General features: G+C 36.4%; 16 protein-coding genes. 15 read left to right on the top strand and 1 reads right to left on the bottom strand.

Annotation, left to right across the window (positions count from 1 at the left end):
• The first annotated feature begins 4 nt into the window (after positions 1-4).
• The 6 genes from rsfS (at position 5) to holA (ending at position 5843) form a co-directional block, all read left to right on the top strand.
• Positions 5-361, top strand: coding sequence for a ribosome silencing factor (rsfS, locus tag PQQ29_RS07625; protein ID WP_003721994.1), 357 nt, complete (start codon positions 5-7; stop codon positions 359-361).
• Positions 362-421: 60 nt separating this feature from the next.
• On the top strand, positions 422-1153 hold the full coding sequence (locus tag PQQ29_RS07620; RefSeq protein WP_185538664.1) for a class I SAM-dependent DNA methyltransferase: 732 nt from the start codon (positions 422-424) through the stop codon (positions 1151-1153).
• A gap of 102 nt (positions 1154-1255) precedes the next feature.
• Entirely contained in the window at positions 1256-1858 is a 603-nt protein-coding gene (locus PQQ29_RS07615; protein WP_153648114.1) for a helix-hairpin-helix domain-containing protein, read from the top strand.
• A gap of 71 nt (positions 1859-1929) precedes the next feature.
• A complete protein-coding gene (locus PQQ29_RS07610; protein ID WP_003762318.1) occupies positions 1930-2490 on the top strand; it encodes a ComE operon protein 2 in 561 nt (186 codons plus the stop codon).
• Between the two features lie 34 nt (positions 2491-2524).
• A complete protein-coding gene (locus PQQ29_RS07605; protein ID WP_187984145.1) occupies positions 2525-4744 on the top strand; it encodes a DNA internalization-related competence protein ComEC/Rec2 in 2220 nt (739 codons plus the stop codon).
• A gap of 67 nt (positions 4745-4811) precedes the next feature.
• Positions 4812-5843 carry a DNA polymerase III subunit delta gene (holA, locus tag PQQ29_RS07600; RefSeq protein ID WP_010991572.1) on the top strand — a complete coding sequence of 344 codons (1032 nt, stop codon included), beginning with the start codon at positions 4812-4814 and terminating at the stop codon, positions 5841-5843.
• Between the two features lie 84 nt (positions 5844-5927).
• Here the strand turns inward: holA and rpsT are convergent, their stop codons facing one another.
• Entirely contained in the window at positions 5928-6182 is a 255-nt protein-coding gene (rpsT, locus tag PQQ29_RS07595; protein ID WP_003726526.1) for a 30S ribosomal protein S20, read from the bottom strand.
• Between the two features lie 244 nt (positions 6183-6426).
• Between rpsT and lepA the strand changes: the two genes are divergently transcribed.
• From lepA to rpsU, 9 genes are all read left to right on the top strand, one after another.
• Positions 6427-8253 (top strand): translation elongation factor 4, encoded by a 1827-nt coding sequence (lepA, locus tag PQQ29_RS07590; protein ID WP_010991571.1) that lies wholly within the window; start codon positions 6427-6429, stop codon positions 8251-8253.
• Between the two features lie 143 nt (positions 8254-8396).
• Positions 8397-9554 (top strand): radical SAM family heme chaperone HemW, encoded by a 1158-nt coding sequence (gene hemW / locus PQQ29_RS07585; RefSeq protein WP_187984119.1) that lies wholly within the window; start codon positions 8397-8399, stop codon positions 9552-9554.
• A 146-nt stretch (positions 9555-9700) separates the two neighbouring features.
• A complete protein-coding gene (hrcA, locus tag PQQ29_RS07580; protein ID WP_003721983.1) occupies positions 9701-10738 on the top strand; it encodes a heat-inducible transcriptional repressor HrcA in 1038 nt (345 codons plus the stop codon).
• A 41-nt stretch (positions 10739-10779) separates the two neighbouring features.
• Positions 10780-11355: a nucleotide exchange factor GrpE gene (gene grpE, locus PQQ29_RS07575; protein ID WP_033533023.1), complete on the top strand. Its 576-nt coding sequence runs from the start codon at positions 10780-10782 to the stop codon at positions 11353-11355.
• Positions 11356-11388: 33 nt separating this feature from the next.
• Entirely contained in the window at positions 11389-13230 is a 1842-nt protein-coding gene (gene dnaK / locus PQQ29_RS07570) for a molecular chaperone DnaK (RefSeq protein WP_033533024.1), read from the top strand.
• 142 nt (positions 13231-13372) lie between these two features.
• A complete protein-coding gene (gene dnaJ, locus PQQ29_RS07565) occupies positions 13373-14503 on the top strand; it encodes a molecular chaperone DnaJ (protein ID WP_045554174.1) in 1131 nt (376 codons plus the stop codon).
• Between the two features lie 72 nt (positions 14504-14575).
• The gene (prmA, locus tag PQQ29_RS07560) at positions 14576-15520 is read left to right on the top strand and encodes a 50S ribosomal protein L11 methyltransferase (RefSeq protein ID WP_010991567.1); all 945 of its coding nucleotides are present in this window, start codon (positions 14576-14578) and stop codon (positions 15518-15520) included.
• Positions 15521-16288: a 16S rRNA (uracil(1498)-N(3))-methyltransferase gene (locus PQQ29_RS07555; RefSeq protein WP_187984118.1), complete on the top strand. Its 768-nt coding sequence runs from the start codon at positions 15521-15523 to the stop codon at positions 16286-16288.
• Between the two features lie 197 nt (positions 16289-16485).
• Complete coding sequence (gene rpsU / locus PQQ29_RS07550; RefSeq protein WP_003719762.1) at positions 16486-16659, top strand: 30S ribosomal protein S21; 174 nt, start codon at positions 16486-16488, stop codon at positions 16657-16659.
• Positions 16660-16671 lie beyond the last annotated feature (12 nt).

The raw sequence follows: 16671 nt of genomic DNA, 5'->3' as shown, positions 1-16671 counted from the left end.
TAATTTGAACAGTTATGATACATTAATGCTGACCGCAAAGGCAGCAGACGATAAAAGAGCAGAGGATATTTTAGCACTAGACATGAAGGGGTTATCAAGTTTCGCGGATTATTTTGTTATCTGCCATGGTAATTCAGACAAACAAGTCCAAGCAATTGCTCGTGAAATTAAAGAAAAAGCGCTTGAAAACCAAGTAGATGTAAAACGTTTAGAAGGCTTTGATGCGGCTCAGTGGATTTTAATCGATTTAGGAGATGTTATTATCCATGTATTCCACAAAGAAGAGCGTTCTTACTATAATTTAGAAAAACTATGGGGAGACGCGCCGCTCGTGGACGTTTCTGCTGCGTTTATTTCTTAATAACTAACAAAAAACAGGCGGGAAAAAAATCCGTCTGTTTTTTTTAAGGAGAAATCGATAATGAGTTATGAATATTTTCCGGGATTCTATGATAGACTCATGGATTCTGAGCTTTATGATGAATGGTTGGAGTTTTCAGCGGACTTTATTGGTGACACATCAAAAAAAGTACTCGATTTAGCATGCGGTACAGCTGAATTCGCTCTACGATTAAGCTTTTTAGGACATCAAGTTACTGGTGTGGATTTGTCGAAAGAAATGGTGGCAGTTGCTAAAGAAAAAGTCGCGGCAGCTGAAATAAATCTACCAATACTAGAGCAAGACATGTCAAAGTTAGCTTTAAATCAAACCTTCGATGTAGTTACATGTTTCTGTGATTCTCTTAATTATTTAGAAACCGAACAAGCACTTGAGAATACTATTAAAGCGGTATCTGATCACTTAACACCAAATGGCTTATTTTTATTTGATGTGCATTCTGTATTTAAAATAGATCAAGGCTTTAAAGATTATTCTTATGGTGATAGCGATGAGGAAATTTCGATAATTTGGAATTCGTTTCCTGGTGAATATCCCCATTCAGTCGAACATGAGCTAACCTTTTACATTTTAGGGGAGGATAACATGTATAATCGGGTCGATGAATTACATAAAGAAAGGACCTATCCAATCACCACATATAAAGAATTATTAAAAAAATACGGTTTTTCGAAAATTGATGTTTACGCTGATTTCAGTCATGAAAATCCAACAAACAGCAGCGAAAGAATCTTTTTCGTAGCAAGAAAGTAATTTTCCAAGATTACTTTCTTTTTTTATGCGTTTTTGCTCTAAATAATCGAAAAGGAGTTTTTGGTCGTTTGGCGAATAATATAATTAAAGGCGGTGAAATGGATGATGGAACTACTGAAGAAACACAAAAACTATTTTTTAATAGGAATTGCCATTCTTTGTGCTGGAGTAATTTATATAAGTATCCCAACTTCTCAAACAGATAAGGTTACAGCAAACCAAGCGCTAAATACTGAAGAAAAACCACAAAAAGAGGAAAAAAAGAATGCTACACATATCTATATTGACATCAAAGGGGCAGTCCGAACTCCTGGTGTGTATAAATTACCAGTAGATGCCAGAGTGCAAGATGTTGTGAAAGTAGCAGGAGGACTCACAGAAGATGCGGACAACAGCAAATTAAACTTAGCCGAAAAACTAAAAGACGAAATGAGTATCTATGTTTATAAAAAAGGAGAAGCAGGATCAGAAGAAGTAGTAAAAGATGATATAGAATCATCTGAAACAGACAAAAAAGTTAATATTAATAGCGCAACGAAGATAGACTTGCAACAAGTGCCCGGAATTGGAGATTCAAAAGCAACAGCTATTATCGAATATCGTGAAAAAGAAGGACTGTTTCAGACAATAGAAGACTTAAAAAATGTTACTGGCATAGGCGAAAAAACAGTTGAAAAATTAAAAGAATATTTGGATGTTAATTAATAAAAGTGGTTGACGAACTTCCTTATAAACACCTATACTAATATTTATCAAATCATAAGGGAGTTTTTAATGTGCAAAGAATCGCATGGGATCAGTTTTTTATGGCGCAAAGTCATCTAATTTCATCAAGGAGCACGTGTACAAGATTAATGGTAGGTGCAACCATAGTACGTGATAAACGTATTATTGCGGGCGGATATAACGGGTCAATAGCTGGCGGAGATCACTGCGCAGAACATGGTTGTTACGTTGTTGATGGCCACTGTATCCGGACTATTCACGCAGAAATGAATGCGATTTTACAGTGTGCTAAATTTGGCGCTTCGACAGATAAAGCAGAATTATACGTAACACATTTCCCTTGTCTCGCTTGTACGAAATCAATCATTCAAGCAGGAATAAAGAAAGTGTATTTCGCTAAAGACTACAAAAACCATCCATACGCTTTAGAACTATTTAATATTGCTGGAGTTGAATTACAAAAAGTAGAATTTGATGAATCTGTTCTTCAAGTTAATAATTGGAATGCAGAAAAAATGCATACTTTAGTAAAAGAAGCAGCAGTGGAAGTGAATATCGAACCAGAAAAAGCAGAACAACTCTATCAAAACATTTCAAATAAATTGAATTAAATAAGGAGGGAACGTTATCGAGCGATATTTAGCTATCATTATTTTAGCTATTATCTGTACTACTTTTACAAGCTCTATCGTTCCCATATGTATTTGTTTGCTTGGCATCGTTGCTTTTATTAAAAAATCCAAAATTATTCTTCTGTTTGTCCTCGTTTATCTCCTAACTTGTTTTTTATTTTTTGTGGAAAAATCAAATGTGTCTTCTTATACAGCTACTGAATTTAACGGAAATTGCCAAATAATCAATGACTTAAAAGTAGATGGTGATAGTTTCCAAGCTGTAGTACGCTGCCAGAAAGAAAAATTCCAATTGAGTTACAAAATATCAACTGAAAAAGAGCAACAAAATCTTAAAAAGCTCACTTATGGCCAATTTATTTCTGTATCCGCTAAGTTAGAGCCCCCTCAAACAAATCGTAATCAAGCTCAATTTAATTATAAAGAGTATCTTAAAGGTAAAAACATTAACTATATACTACAAGTAAATACACTCTATATTTCTGGACAATCTGCTCCGTCCATACTAATGCGCATTCAAAATACACGTTTATTGATAATGAATCATCTAACTGAAAACATCTCTCCAAAAATAACTCCTTATCTACTAGCGTTAATCACTGGTGAGAAAAATGGCTTTTCACCTGAAATGTATGAAGTATATCAACAAATGGGCGTTGTTCATTTATTAGCTATATCAGGGCTTCATGTTAATTTATTAATCGGATCAATTTATTTTTTATTGTTAAAGCTAGGTATAACAAGGGAGCGAGTCACTATTTCTCTCCTTGTATTATTACCTTTTTACGTTATCCTCACAGGAGCAAGTCCGCCTGTAATTCGAGCAGCGACAATGACTGCTTTACTTTTACTTTCAGAAAAATATGCTACTAAATGGAGTTCTTTTTCTGTTATTTGTATATCTTTTATCTTGTTTTTTATAATACAACCTCATGTCATTTATGAAGTGGGTTTTCAACTTTCTTATGTTGTATCTTTTGGGATAATTTTGTCATCCCGTCAAATATTAGTAAGGCAACAAAGTCCTTTTGTTAAATCATTGACTATTTCCTTCATCTCAACGATGATGTCTTCTGTTGTTATGATGTATCATTTTTACTCGTTTTCTTGGGTAGGGATTTTCTTTAACCTACTATATGTTCCACTTTTTACAATCATTGTATTACCAGGTTGTTTAGGTGTTTTTTTACTATCTATTATTTCCCCAACATTAATGAAAATTCCTGAATATGTGCTTACTTTTTTGATTCAATTAATGGAAAGTTTAACTAATCTCTTTGCAAAGATACCGCATCAAACTATTATTACTGGCAGACCAAACACTATTATGCTCGTGCTAATTATCGCTACAATACTACTATTTTTTTATCAGTGGCAAAAGAAACAATTTCCAATCGGAATCTTTATTTGCTTTTGTTTATTATGTTATTTTTCTAGTTTTAATGTTACTGGAAAGGTTAGTTTTATTGACGTCGGGCAAGGAGATAGCATATTAATACAATTACCGAAAAACAAAGGCAATTACCTTATAGATACTGGTGGCGAGCTTCTGGTAGAGAAAGAAGCTTGGACAAAAAAACGAAAACCATTCACAATCGGTGGAAGTACTCTCACACCCGTTTTAAAATCAAAAGGAATTAGTAGTTTAGATAAAGTCATCATTACACATAGCGACACGGATCACATGGAAGGGCTCGATGAACTGCAAAAAAATATCGCCATAAAAGAACTGATTTTTGCAAAAGGGGCAGAAAATAAAGCCATTATGAGAGAAGCTCTTAAGACTATGCCAAAAGTAAAACAAACGATTATTTTAGCCGGAGCACAGTGGCAAGTTGGTCAAAATAAATTTGAATGTTTGTATCCAAATGAAATGGGAGAAGGCGGAAACGATGATTCTATTGTTTTAAAAGCAATATTGGATAATAAAACATGGATTTTCACAGGAGATTTAGAAGCAAGCGGAGAAAAGGCGCTTTTAGATAAATCGATTAAGGGCGATATTTTAAAAGTTGGGCATCATGGAAGTAAGACCTCAACCTCTAAAGCATTTGTCGAGCAAGTAAAACCAGCTTATGCAATTATTTCTTGTGGTTTAAAAAACCGTTTTGGTCATCCTCATAAAGAAACGATAGACACGTTAGAGGAAGCAGAAGTAAAGATTTTACGAACTGATCTACAAGGAGAAATAATCTACACATTTGGAAAGGGCTTCGAAACCACTTTGAAATAAAACTTGCTATCTCTTATTTCATGTTTTACCATAGAAAGAGAAATAAGAGTGAAGCGAGGCGAAATGAATGCTGCCAGAATGGAAACAGATACGCTCAAAAAAAATAACTCCTGTGTATTTAATCATCGGGACAGAAGATTATATTATTAACGAGACAAAGCAACTTTTAATAGATAATATTTTAGATGGGGAAGAAGTCGAGTTTAATTATGCTAATTTAGATTTAGAAGAAATGCCAATTGAAGTAGTCATTCAAGAAGCCGAAAGTATGCCGTTTTTTGGCGATAAGCGCCTAGTAATGGCAAATAATCCGATTTTCTTAACCACCGAAAAAAGTAAAAACAAAGTAGAACACGACGCTGCAAAGTTAGAAGCTTATTTGAATGAGCCCGTTGATTATTCTGTATTATGTTTTGTGGCACGGGTAGAAAAATTAGATGAACGTAAAAAACTTACCAAACTACTCAAAAAAACAGCCACAGTAATAGAAGCGAAACGACCTAATGAAAATGAACTGAAGAAATGGCTTGAAGCAAAACTAAACGAAAACAATATGCAGATGTCTCAAGAGGCGATTACTCGGCTTATTGAACTTACAAGTGGTCAATTAACGACAGCAATGAATGAATTACAAAAACTTATGTTGTATTGTTTTGACACTAAAGAAATCACGGTGCAAGACGTCGAATCTTTAGTCGTTCGTTCCCTCGAGCAAAATATTTTCTTATTGCTAGATAAGATGATTGCGATGGATATTGGTGGGGCACTTAGAATTTATTACGACTTGTTAAAACAAAAAGAAGAACCTATCAAGATATTAGCTTTAATTTCTAGCCAATTTCGCTTGTTAAATCAATTAAAGTTACTTGAGCAACAAGGTTATTCACAACAACAAGCTGCATCTAAATTAAAAGTACATCCGTTTCGTGTGAAATTAGCGTCTAAACAAGCAAAGAATTTCTCAGAGCTACAATTAAATCAAGCTTTAAAACGATTGGCTGAAATAGATCTTGAAATGAAAACAGGCTTCGGTGATAAAGAACAGAAGTTAGAATGGTTTTTATTTGAATTACAGGATAATCGCCAAAAAACTGTATAAAAAATAGCTTTGTCTCCAGAAGACAAAGCTATTTTAAAAACAAAAAACACCACACAAGGTGTGATGTTTTATACCTAAACGGTATTATTTAGCTAATTTAGCAGCTAAGCGAGATTTGTTGCGAGCAGCATTGTTTTTGTGAATCAATCCTTTGCTCACAGCGCTATCTAATTTTTTCGATGCTTCTACGTAAAGATCTTTCGCGTTGTCCGCGTTGTTTGCAGCTGCTTCATCAAATTTTTTGATAGCAGTACGCATTGCAGAACGTTGAGATGCATTACGGCTGTTGCGAGTTTCAGCAGTTTTTACACGTTTAATTGCAGATTTAATATTTGGCATTCCATTCACCTCCGTCCAAACTAATGAGGTAGTATTTATTTCATATAACATACCTTTTTAAATTATATCAGAACAAATGCTATTATACCGAAAACACAGCCATATTGCAATAATACTTTCTATTTTATTTTAAATTTATCCGTAATTAATAAAGAAGTCATTGAATGTTAAGCGTTCTACTGATATAATCAAGGATAGCTTGCCATCGGATTTATGCGATGAGTTCTAATCAGGAGCTGGGGAAATGAACAAAGAAGAAATGAATGCAAGACAAAAGAAAATTAGAAACTTTTCGATTATCGCGCACATAGATCATGGTAAATCTACACTCGCTGATCGGATTTTAGAACAAACAGGTGCTTTGACGCATCGTGAAATGAAAAATCAGCTACTAGATTCGATGGATTTAGAACGTGAACGCGGGATAACCATAAAATTAAATGCTGTACAATTAAAATATAAAGCAAAAGACGGAGAAACGTATATCTTTCATTTAATCGATACACCGGGACACGTCGATTTCACTTATGAAGTATCTAGAAGTTTAGCCGCATGTGAAGGTGCTATTTTAGTAGTAGACGCTGCACAAGGTATCGAAGCGCAAACACTGGCAAACGTTTATTTAGCTCTAGATAATGATTTAGAAATTTTACCTGTAATTAATAAGATTGATTTGCCAGCAGCAGATCCAGAAAGAGTTCGTGCTGAAATTGAAGATGTTATTGGCTTGGATGCATCAGATACTGTCCTTGCTTCTGCAAAATCAGGCATCGGGATTGAAGACATCCTTGAACAAATAGTTGAAAAAGTACCAGAACCATCTGGTGACGTTGATAAACCACTTAAAGCACTTATTTTTGATTCTGTTTTTGATGCGTATCGTGGCGTAATAGCTAATATCCGTATTATGGATGGTGTTGTAAAAGCTGGCGACAGAATTAAGATGATGTCAAACGGCAAAGAGTTTGAAGTTACAGAAGTTGGTGTTTTCTCTCCAAAAGCAACACCACGTGATGAGCTTCTTGTTGGTGACGTTGGTTACTTAACAGCTGCAATCAAAAATGTTGGAGATACTCGAGTGGGTGATACAATCACACTTGCGAACAATCCTGCTGAAGAAGCTCTTGACGGATACCGCAAATTAAATCCAATGGTTTATTGCGGACTTTATCCAATTGACTCTTCCAAATATAACGATTTACGTGATGCACTTGAAAAATTAGAACTCAATGATTCAGCTTTACAATTTGAAGCAGAGACTTCTCAAGCATTAGGTTTTGGATTCCGTTGTGGATTTTTAGGTCTACTACACATGGAAATTATTCAAGAAAGAATTGAGCGCGAATTTAATATCGATTTAATTACTACGGCCCCAAGTGTTATTTACCACGTGAATTTAACAGATGGATCTAATATTGTGGTCGATAACCCAGCTGATATGCCTGAACCTGGCGTAATTGAAAGCGTGGAAGAACCATACGTTAAAGCAACTGTCATGGTTCCAAATGATTATGTTGGTGCGGTAATGGAACTTGCACAAAACAAACGGGGGAACTTCATTACAATGGAGTACTTGGATGATATTCGCGTTAGTATTGTGTACGAAATTCCACTATCTGAAATAGTTTACGACTTCTTCGACCAATTAAAATCTTCTACAAAAGGCTATGCGTCCTTTGATTATGAATTAATTGGCTATAAAGCTTCTAAACTTGTGAAAATGGATATTCTTTTAAATGCAGAAAAAGTGGATGCACTTAGCTTTATCGTTCACCGTGATTTTGCCTACGAGCGTGGAAAAATCATTGTCGAGAAATTAAAAGAACTTATTCCAAGACAACAATTTGAAGTACCTATTCAAGCAGCAATTGCAACAAAAATTGTTTCTCGTTCCACTATTAAAGCTCTACGTAAAAACGTACTTGCTAAATGTTATGGTGGGGACGTATCGCGTAAACGAAAACTCTTAGAGAAACAAAAAGAAGGTAAAAAACGAATGAAACAAATCGGTTCTGTGGAAGTGCCGCAAGAAGCTTTCATGGCAATCTTGAAAATGGACGAATCGAAATAATAACAAAGATTGTGCTAAGAGCGAATATGTTCATAGCACAATCTTTTTATGTTAAAAGCGAAACCTCCACATATGCACTAGAAAATATGTTAAACTGACTAGTGGACAACGAAGCAAATTTTAAGTGCAAGGAATTGATAAAAATGATAAATACGAATCTATCGAGTAATGAAAGTTCAGCGGTATATATCCATATTCCGTTTTGCGAACACATTTGCTATTACTGCGATTTTAATAAAGTATTCTTAGAAGGACAACCAGTCGATGAATACGTAGATTTACTAATAAAAGAAATGGAAATGACTGCTGCAAAAGGTCCCATCGCTCCGGTTGACACGGTTTTTGTGGGCGGCGGAACACCTACGACCTTAAATGAAGCGCAAATTGCAAGACTTTGCACAGCTATCCAAGAAATATTACCACTCAAAAATGAAATTGAGTTTTCCTTTGAAGCAAATCCAGGAGATCTTTCTATATCCAAATTACAAGCAATGCAAGATCATGGTGTCAATCGCATTAGTATAGGCGTTCAAAGTTTCAATAACGAGCTTCTTAAAAAAATTGGTCGCATTCATACCGTGAAAGATGTATACCAATCTGTTGAAAACATGCGCAAAGTTGGTTTTGAAAATGTAAGTATTGATTTGATTTTTAGCTTGCCAGGTCAAACAGAGGCTGACTTTAAAGACACTTTAAAACAAGCACTTGATTTAGACTTACCTCACTATTCAGCATACTCACTAATTATTGAACCAAAAACGATTTTTTACAACCTTATGCAAAAAGGAAAACTATTCCTACCTGGCCAAGATGCCGAAGCAAACATGTATGATTTATTACTAACAGAAATGGAAAAACACGGTCGGAAACAATATGAGATTAGTAATTTCGCCAAAGAAGGCTTTCAAAGCAAACACAATATTACTTACTGGAGCAATGAGCATTATTACGGGTTTGGCGCCGGAGCACATGGATATGTCGGCAACACCCGTTATAGCAATTTTGGTCCTATAAAAAAATACATGGAACCATTACAAGAAAATAAACTTCCTACATTCCAACAAAAAGAACTTACTTTAAAAGAAAAAATGGAAGAAGAAATGTTTTTAGGCCTTAGAAAAATAGACGGAGTTAATAAAATTCACTTCAAGCAAAAATTCGGTCAAGATTTAGATACGACTTTTGCGCATGCTATTCAAAAAACTACTGCAAAAGGCTGGCTTGAAAATAACGAAGAAAATGTGGCACTTACAAGAAGCGGAAGATTTTTAGGAAATAATGTTTTTCAAGAATTTCTCTAAAACCGCATCATTTGACCTTTTTTGACCAAACAATCCTACTTTAGTCTGAAATCGAGTGTTTTCGGTTGACTAAGCTAGAATTGTTTGGTAAATTTATACTTGTATTTAGCACTTGACGTTATTGAGTGCTAAAAGAGGTGATAGATATGTTAACAGAAAGACAACTTCTGATTTTCCGTGCCATCATCGATCATTTCACTTGGACTATTCAGCCGGTTGGATCGAAAAATTTGCTGAAAGAAAAAAGTTTGCCTTATAGTTCAGCGACTATCCGTAATGAGATGGGTGTCCTTGAAGAATACGGTTTTATTGAAAAAACACATTCTTCGTCCGGACGAGTTCCTTCTGAGAAAGGGTACCGCTTCTATGTCGATTATTTGCTCCAGCCCAAGAAGCTAGACAAATCCGACAGACAAATGATTCGTTCTTTCTTTTCAGAGAATTATTACGAAATGGAAGGACTCATCCAAAATTCAGCATTAATGTTATCCGATTTAACCAATTACACGTCCATCTTGCTTGGTCCAGAAGCAACGAAAAATCATTTAAGTGGCTTTAGATTTGTACCAATAAATAATTTTCAGGCAATGCTCATTTTAATTACCGATCAAGGGCATGTTGATAACCATCTTGTGACAATACCTGAGGGCACAACGCTTTCTGATATTGAACGAATGGTCAACATTTTAAACGAACGGTTAGTTGGGCTTTCACTGGATGATTTAAAAGTACAAATACCAATGGAAGTAAAAGAACTACTTGGAAAGCATGTTAGAAACTATGAAAGCTTTATGCATGTCTTTTCTGATTCTTTTGCCCAGGCCAGCCAGCAAAAAGTGTATTTTGGCGGAAAAACGAACATCTTAAATCAACCAGAATTTCATGATATTAATAAAGTCCGTGAGATGCTCCATTTGATGGAAGAAGAACAAGATGTATATGAATTGTTTAGGGATATTCCCGACGGTCTACAAGTTAAAATTGGCCGTGAAAACAATAATAGTCTAATGGAAGATTGTAGTATCATTACAGCAACATACAATATTGCTGGCGAACGTGTTGGCGGTATTGTGCTCCTAGGTCCAACAAGAATGGAATATAGCAGAATGATGGGCTTAGTTGATGTAATGAGTCGAGATTTAACCGATGTGTTAACCAAACTTTATCGTGATAACCAAAATTAGGAAGGCTGAAAAAGCATAAGTTTTTTCAGGAGGTGGCTACAGTGTCTGAGAAAAAGAACAAAAAAGAAAAACTAGCTGAGGAAATCGAACAAGAAGAATTAAATAGTTTAGATGAATCAGAAGAAACAGTGGAAGAAGAAGCGACAGAAGAAACTTTAACAGAAGAACAAGCCAAAATTTTAGAGCTTGAAAACAAACTAGATGAAGTTGAAAATCGTTATCTTCGCATGCAAGCGGATTTTGAAAATGTCAAAAAAAGACATATTGCTGACCGCGATGCTAGCCAAAAATACCGTTCGCAAAGCCTAGCGCAAGATTTACTTCCTGCACTAGATAGTTTTGAAAAAGCTCTTGCAACGACTTCTGATCAAGAAGAAGTGAAACAAATTCTAAAAGGAATGGAAATGGTTTACAACCAAATTCTTGTTGCTTTTGAAAAAGAAGGTATTGAGGTAATTCCGGCTGTCGGCGAACAATTTGACCCGAACTTCCATCAAGCCGTGATGCAAGATAGTGATGAAAATGCAGGTAGTAATGAAATCACTGCTGAACTTCAAAAAGGTTATAAATTAAAAGACCGGGTTATTCGCCCATCGATGGTAAAAGTGAATCAATAAAAAATAATTACTGAATAACAGGAGGAAATAACAATGAGTAAAATTATCGGAATTGACTTAGGAACAACAAACTCTGCAGTAGCAGTATTAGAAGGCGGAGAAGCTAAAATTATCCCTAACCCAGAAGGCGCACGTACAACACCTTCTGTCGTTGGTTTCAAAAACGGCGAACGCCAAGTTGGTGAAGTAGCGAAACGTGCTGCAATCACAAACCCAAATACAATTAGTTCTATTAAACGTCACATGGGTACTAACTATAAAGAAACAATCGAAGGAAAAGATTACTCACCACAAGAAATCAGTGCAATCATTTTACAATATCTAAAAAGCTATGCAGAAGACTACCTTGGTGAAACTGTAGATAAAGCTGTTATTACAGTTCCAGCTTACTTCAACGATGCACAACGTCAAGCAACAAAAGATGCTGGTAAAATCGCTGGTCTTGAAGTAGAACGTATTATCAACGAACCAACAGCAGCAGCTCTTGCTTACGGTATGGATAAAACAGAAACAGACCAAACAATCCTAGTATTTGACCTTGGTGGTGGTACTTTTGACGTATCTATCCTTGAATTAGGTGACGGCGTATTTGAAGTACACTCAACTGCTGGTGATAACGAATTAGGTGGAGATGACTTTGATAAAAAAATCATCGACTATCTAGTAGCAGAATTCAAAAAAGACAATGGTATTGACTTAAGCCAAGATAAAATGGCACTTCAACGTTTAAAAGATGCAGCTGAAAAAGCGAAAAAAGATCTTTCTGGCGTAACAAGCACACAAATCTCCTTACCATTTATCACAGCTGGAGAAGCTGGTCCACTTCACTTAGAAGTAACCCTTACTCGTGCTAAATTTGATGAATTAACACATGACTTAGTTGAACGTACTATTGCGCCAACTCGTCAAGCATTAAAAGATGCAAACCTATCTGCAAGCGATATTGACCAAGTAATCTTAGTTGGTGGATCTACTCGTATCCCTGCAGTTCAAGAAACAATCAAAAAAGAATTAGGCAAAGAACCTCATAAAGGTGTAAACCCGGATGAAGTTGTAGCAATGGGTGCTGCAATTCAAGGTGGCGTAATCACTGGTGATGTAAAAGACGTTGTACTACTTGACGTAACTCCATTATCCCTTGGTATTGAAACAATGGGTGGCGTTATGACTACACTTATCGAACGTAATACAACTATCCCAACATCTAAATCACAAACTTTCTCTACAGCAGCTGATAACCAACCAGCAGTAGATATTCATGTACTTCAAGGTGAACGTCCAATGGCAAAAGACAACAAAACATTAGGTCGTTTCCAATTAGCGGATATTCCACCAGCACCACGCGGAATTCCACAAATCGAAGTATCTTTTGACATCGATAAAAATGGTATCGTAACAGTTCGTGCAAAAGATCTTGGAACTGGTAAAGAACAAAACATCGTTATTAAATCTTCTTCTGGCCTAACTGATGAAGAAATTGAAAAAATGGTTCAAGACGCAGAAGCTAATGCTGAAGAAGATAAAAAGAACAAAGAAAACGCTGAACTTCGTAACAATGCAGACCAATTAGTATTCACTGTCGATAAAACTTTGAAAGAACTAGAAGGCAAAGTTGAAGAAGAAGAAGTGAAAAAAGCAGAAGCAGCTCGTGATGAACTACAAGAAGCTCTTAAAGGTGAAGATTTCGAAGCTATCAAAGAAAAAACAGACAGCTTAAACGAAATCGTTCAAAACCTATCTGTTAAATTATACGAACAAGCTGCAGCAGAACAACAAGCAGCAGGTGGCGCAGAAGGTCAAGAAGCTCCTCAAAATGACGATGTAGTAGATGCTGAATTTGAAGAAGTAAATGACGACGACAAAGAAAACAAATAATCTTTTTTAAAGGTAAGGATAATGAGTCAAAGTCTACTGTGGCTTTGGCTTTTTATCTGAAATAAAGTTTTTACAACATCTCTTTCAAATGTTACAATACGTTAGGACTATAAAAATCTATCATGGACAGGAGTGATGGCGGATGGCAAAACGAGATTACTATGAAGTGCTTGGTGTTTCCAAAAGCGCCTCAGCGGACGAAATAAAAAAAGCTTACCGGAAACTGTCCAAACAGTATCATCCGGACATAAATAAAGAAGCAGGCGCTGATGAAAAATTTAAAGAAATATCAGAGGCTTATGAAGCATTAAGTGACCCACAAAAACGTGCGCAATATGATCAATATGGACACGTAGATCCAAACCAAGGCTTCGGCGGCGGTGCAGGTGGTGGCTTTGGCGGAGGCGGATTCTCCGGATTTGAAGACATCTTTGACACATTCTTCGGTGGAGGAGGACGTCAACAAGACCCTAACGCACCAAGACAAGGTAGCGATTTACAATATACAATGCGTCTTAAATTTAAAGAAGCGATTTTTGGTAAAGATGCGGAAATCGAAATTCCTCGCGAAGAAAACTGTGACACATGTCATGGATCCGGCGCAAAACCAGGAACTACACCTGAAAAATGTAGCCATTGTGGTGGTAAAGGATCTATTAACGTGGAACAAAATACCCCATTTGGTCGCGTAGTCAATAAACGCACATGTCAATACTGTAATGGTACTGGTAAAGAAATCAAAGAAAAATGTCCAACTTGTCACGGTAAAGGCCGCGTAACTAAAACGAAAAAAATCAAAGTGAAAGTTCCAGCTGGTGTGAATGATGGACAACAAATGCGCGTATCTGGCGAAGGGGAAGCTGGTATTAATGGCGGACCTAACGGCGATTTATATGTAGTATTCGTTGTGATTCCAGATGAATTTTTCGAACGAGAAGCTGACGACATTTATGTAGAAGTGCCAATCACTTTCGTACAAGCCACTCTAGGTGACGAAATCGATGTACCAACTGTGCACGGTAAAGTTCGCCTGAAAATCCCTAGTGGTACACAAACAGGGACAACCTTCCGCTTACGAGGTAAAGGTGTTCCGCATCTTCGTGGAAACGGAACAGGCGATCAACACGTAATCGTCAAAGTAATTGTTCCGAAAAAACTAGATGATAAACAAAAAGAAATCTTACGAGAATTTGCTTCCACTACTGGAGACAAAGTAGACGAACAAACATCTGGATTTTTTGACAAAATGAAACGAGCTTTTAAAGGCGATTGATGAACGTAGAGGTCGATAGTTGTGCGAGAAGCAACCATCGACCTTTTCTACATACTAAAGGAGTGTTGAAAAATGGAATGGTCAGAAGTAGAAGTCCATACAACAAACGAAGCAGTGGAGCCAGTTGCAAATGTTTTAACGGAGTTCGGGGCAGCGGGAGTTTCTATTGAAGATGTAGCAGACTTTTTACGCGAACGAGAAGATAAATTCGGTGAAATTTATGCATTAAAACGAGAAGATTATCCAGAAGATGGCGTTATCATCAAAGCTTACTTCTTAAAAACCACGGAATTTGTCGAGCAAATCCCAGAAATCGAACAAACTTTGAAGAACCTTACAACCTTTGATATTCCTCTTGGTAAATTTCAATTTGTTGTGAATGATGTAGACGATGAAGAATGGGCAACTGCTTGGAAAAAATACTATCATCCTGTTCAAATCACAGACCGTATCACGATTGTACCAAGTTGGGAATCTTATACACCATCTGCTAACGAAATAATCATTGAGCTAGATCCAGGAATGGCTTTCGGTACTGGGACACATCCGACAACACAACTTTGTATCCGTGCGCTAAGTGATTATTTACAACCAGGTGATGAACTCATTGACGTTGGCACGGGTTCCGGTGTGTTAAGTATTGCTAGCGCCAAACTTGGAGCAAAATCCATTTTAGCAACAGACCTCGACGAAATTGCTACTCGCGCTGCAGAAGAAAATATTCGTTTAAATAAAACAGAAAATATCATTACCGTAAAGCAAAATAATCTCCTTCAAGATATTAATAAATCCGATGTAGATATTGTCGTAGCCAACATTTTAGCAGAAGTTATTTTACTTTTCCCGGAAGATGTTTATAAAGCACTTAAACCAGGCGGAATTTTCATTGCTTCAGGAATTATTGAAGACAAAGCCAAAGTAGTAGAAGAAGCGCTGAAAAACGCTGGGCTTATCATCGAAAAAATCGAGCAACAAGGGGACTGGGTTGCAATCATTTCCAAACGAGGAGTGGAATAAATGCAACGTTATTTTGTAAATTATGAGCTAGAAAACGATAACGATACACTAAGCATTACAGGAGAAAATTTTCATCATATTGCACGTGTTATGCGGATGAAAGAATCCGACCAAGTTTTCATTGTTTTTCCGAGCAAAAAAACATGTATCGCGGCTATTACGGCAATAAATGAGGAAGAGGTATTATTAAATCTAGTGAAATGGCTGGAAGAAGATACCGAATTGCCCATTGAAATCACTATTGCGAGCGGCCTACCGAAAGGCGACAAACTAGAACTCATCATTCAAAAAAGTACAGAACTCGGTGCACATAAATTCATCCCTTATAAAGCCGAACGTTCTGTAGTGAAATGGGATGATAAAAAAGTCATCAAAAAAATCGAGCGCCTTCAAAAAATTGCGCAAGAAGCGGCTGAACAATCGCACCGGACTGTCATTCCAGAAGTTCATTATGCTGCTAGTTTCAAAGAATTAATGTTTGACCATGTTCACTATGACTATGTTATCGCCGCATATGAAGAGAGTGCCCGAGAAGGCGAGGATAGTGCGCTTGCTAGCTTATTTCAAACAATGAAGCCTGGACAGTCTGTTTTGTGTATTTTTGGACCAGAAGGCGGCATTAGTGAAAAAGAGCTGTTGCTTCTTCAAGAAGTAAATGCCAAACTTGCCGGACTCGGCCCAAGAATTTTAAGAACAGAAACTGCTCCGCTCTATGTATTATCAGCTGCTTCTTTCTATTTTGACCTTTACGAAAATAAAAATCGTTAACATTTCAAAGTTTTATGCGAAAGTTAACGATTTCATGTTGACGATGCCCGATGTTTCGTATATAATTTTTAATGAGTGAATGCTTATCTGCATTACTTCAGAATAATTCATAATTTATTTTCCGTTATGTCCTATTCTGGAACTTAAATGAAGGATTTAAGTGAGTGCATGTAAGTGCCGGAGGGAGGGAAAGAGAGATGTCAAAAACAGTAGTTCGTAAAAACGAATCGCTTGAAGATGCTCTTCGTCGCTTTAAACGTACTGTTTCCAAAAGTGGAACTTTGCAAGAATCCAGAAAGCGCGAATTTTATGAAAAACCAAGCGTAAAACGTAAGAAAAAATCCGAAGCAGCAAGAAAACGCAAATTCTAATTAAAAGGCGAT

The sequence above is a fragment of the Listeria innocua genome (assembly GCF_028596125.1).
GTDB lineage: Bacteria > Bacillota > Bacilli > Lactobacillales > Listeriaceae > Listeria > Listeria innocua.
Note: the sequence above shows the minus strand (reverse complement) of the source record. Positions and strands in the feature narration are given on the sequence as shown.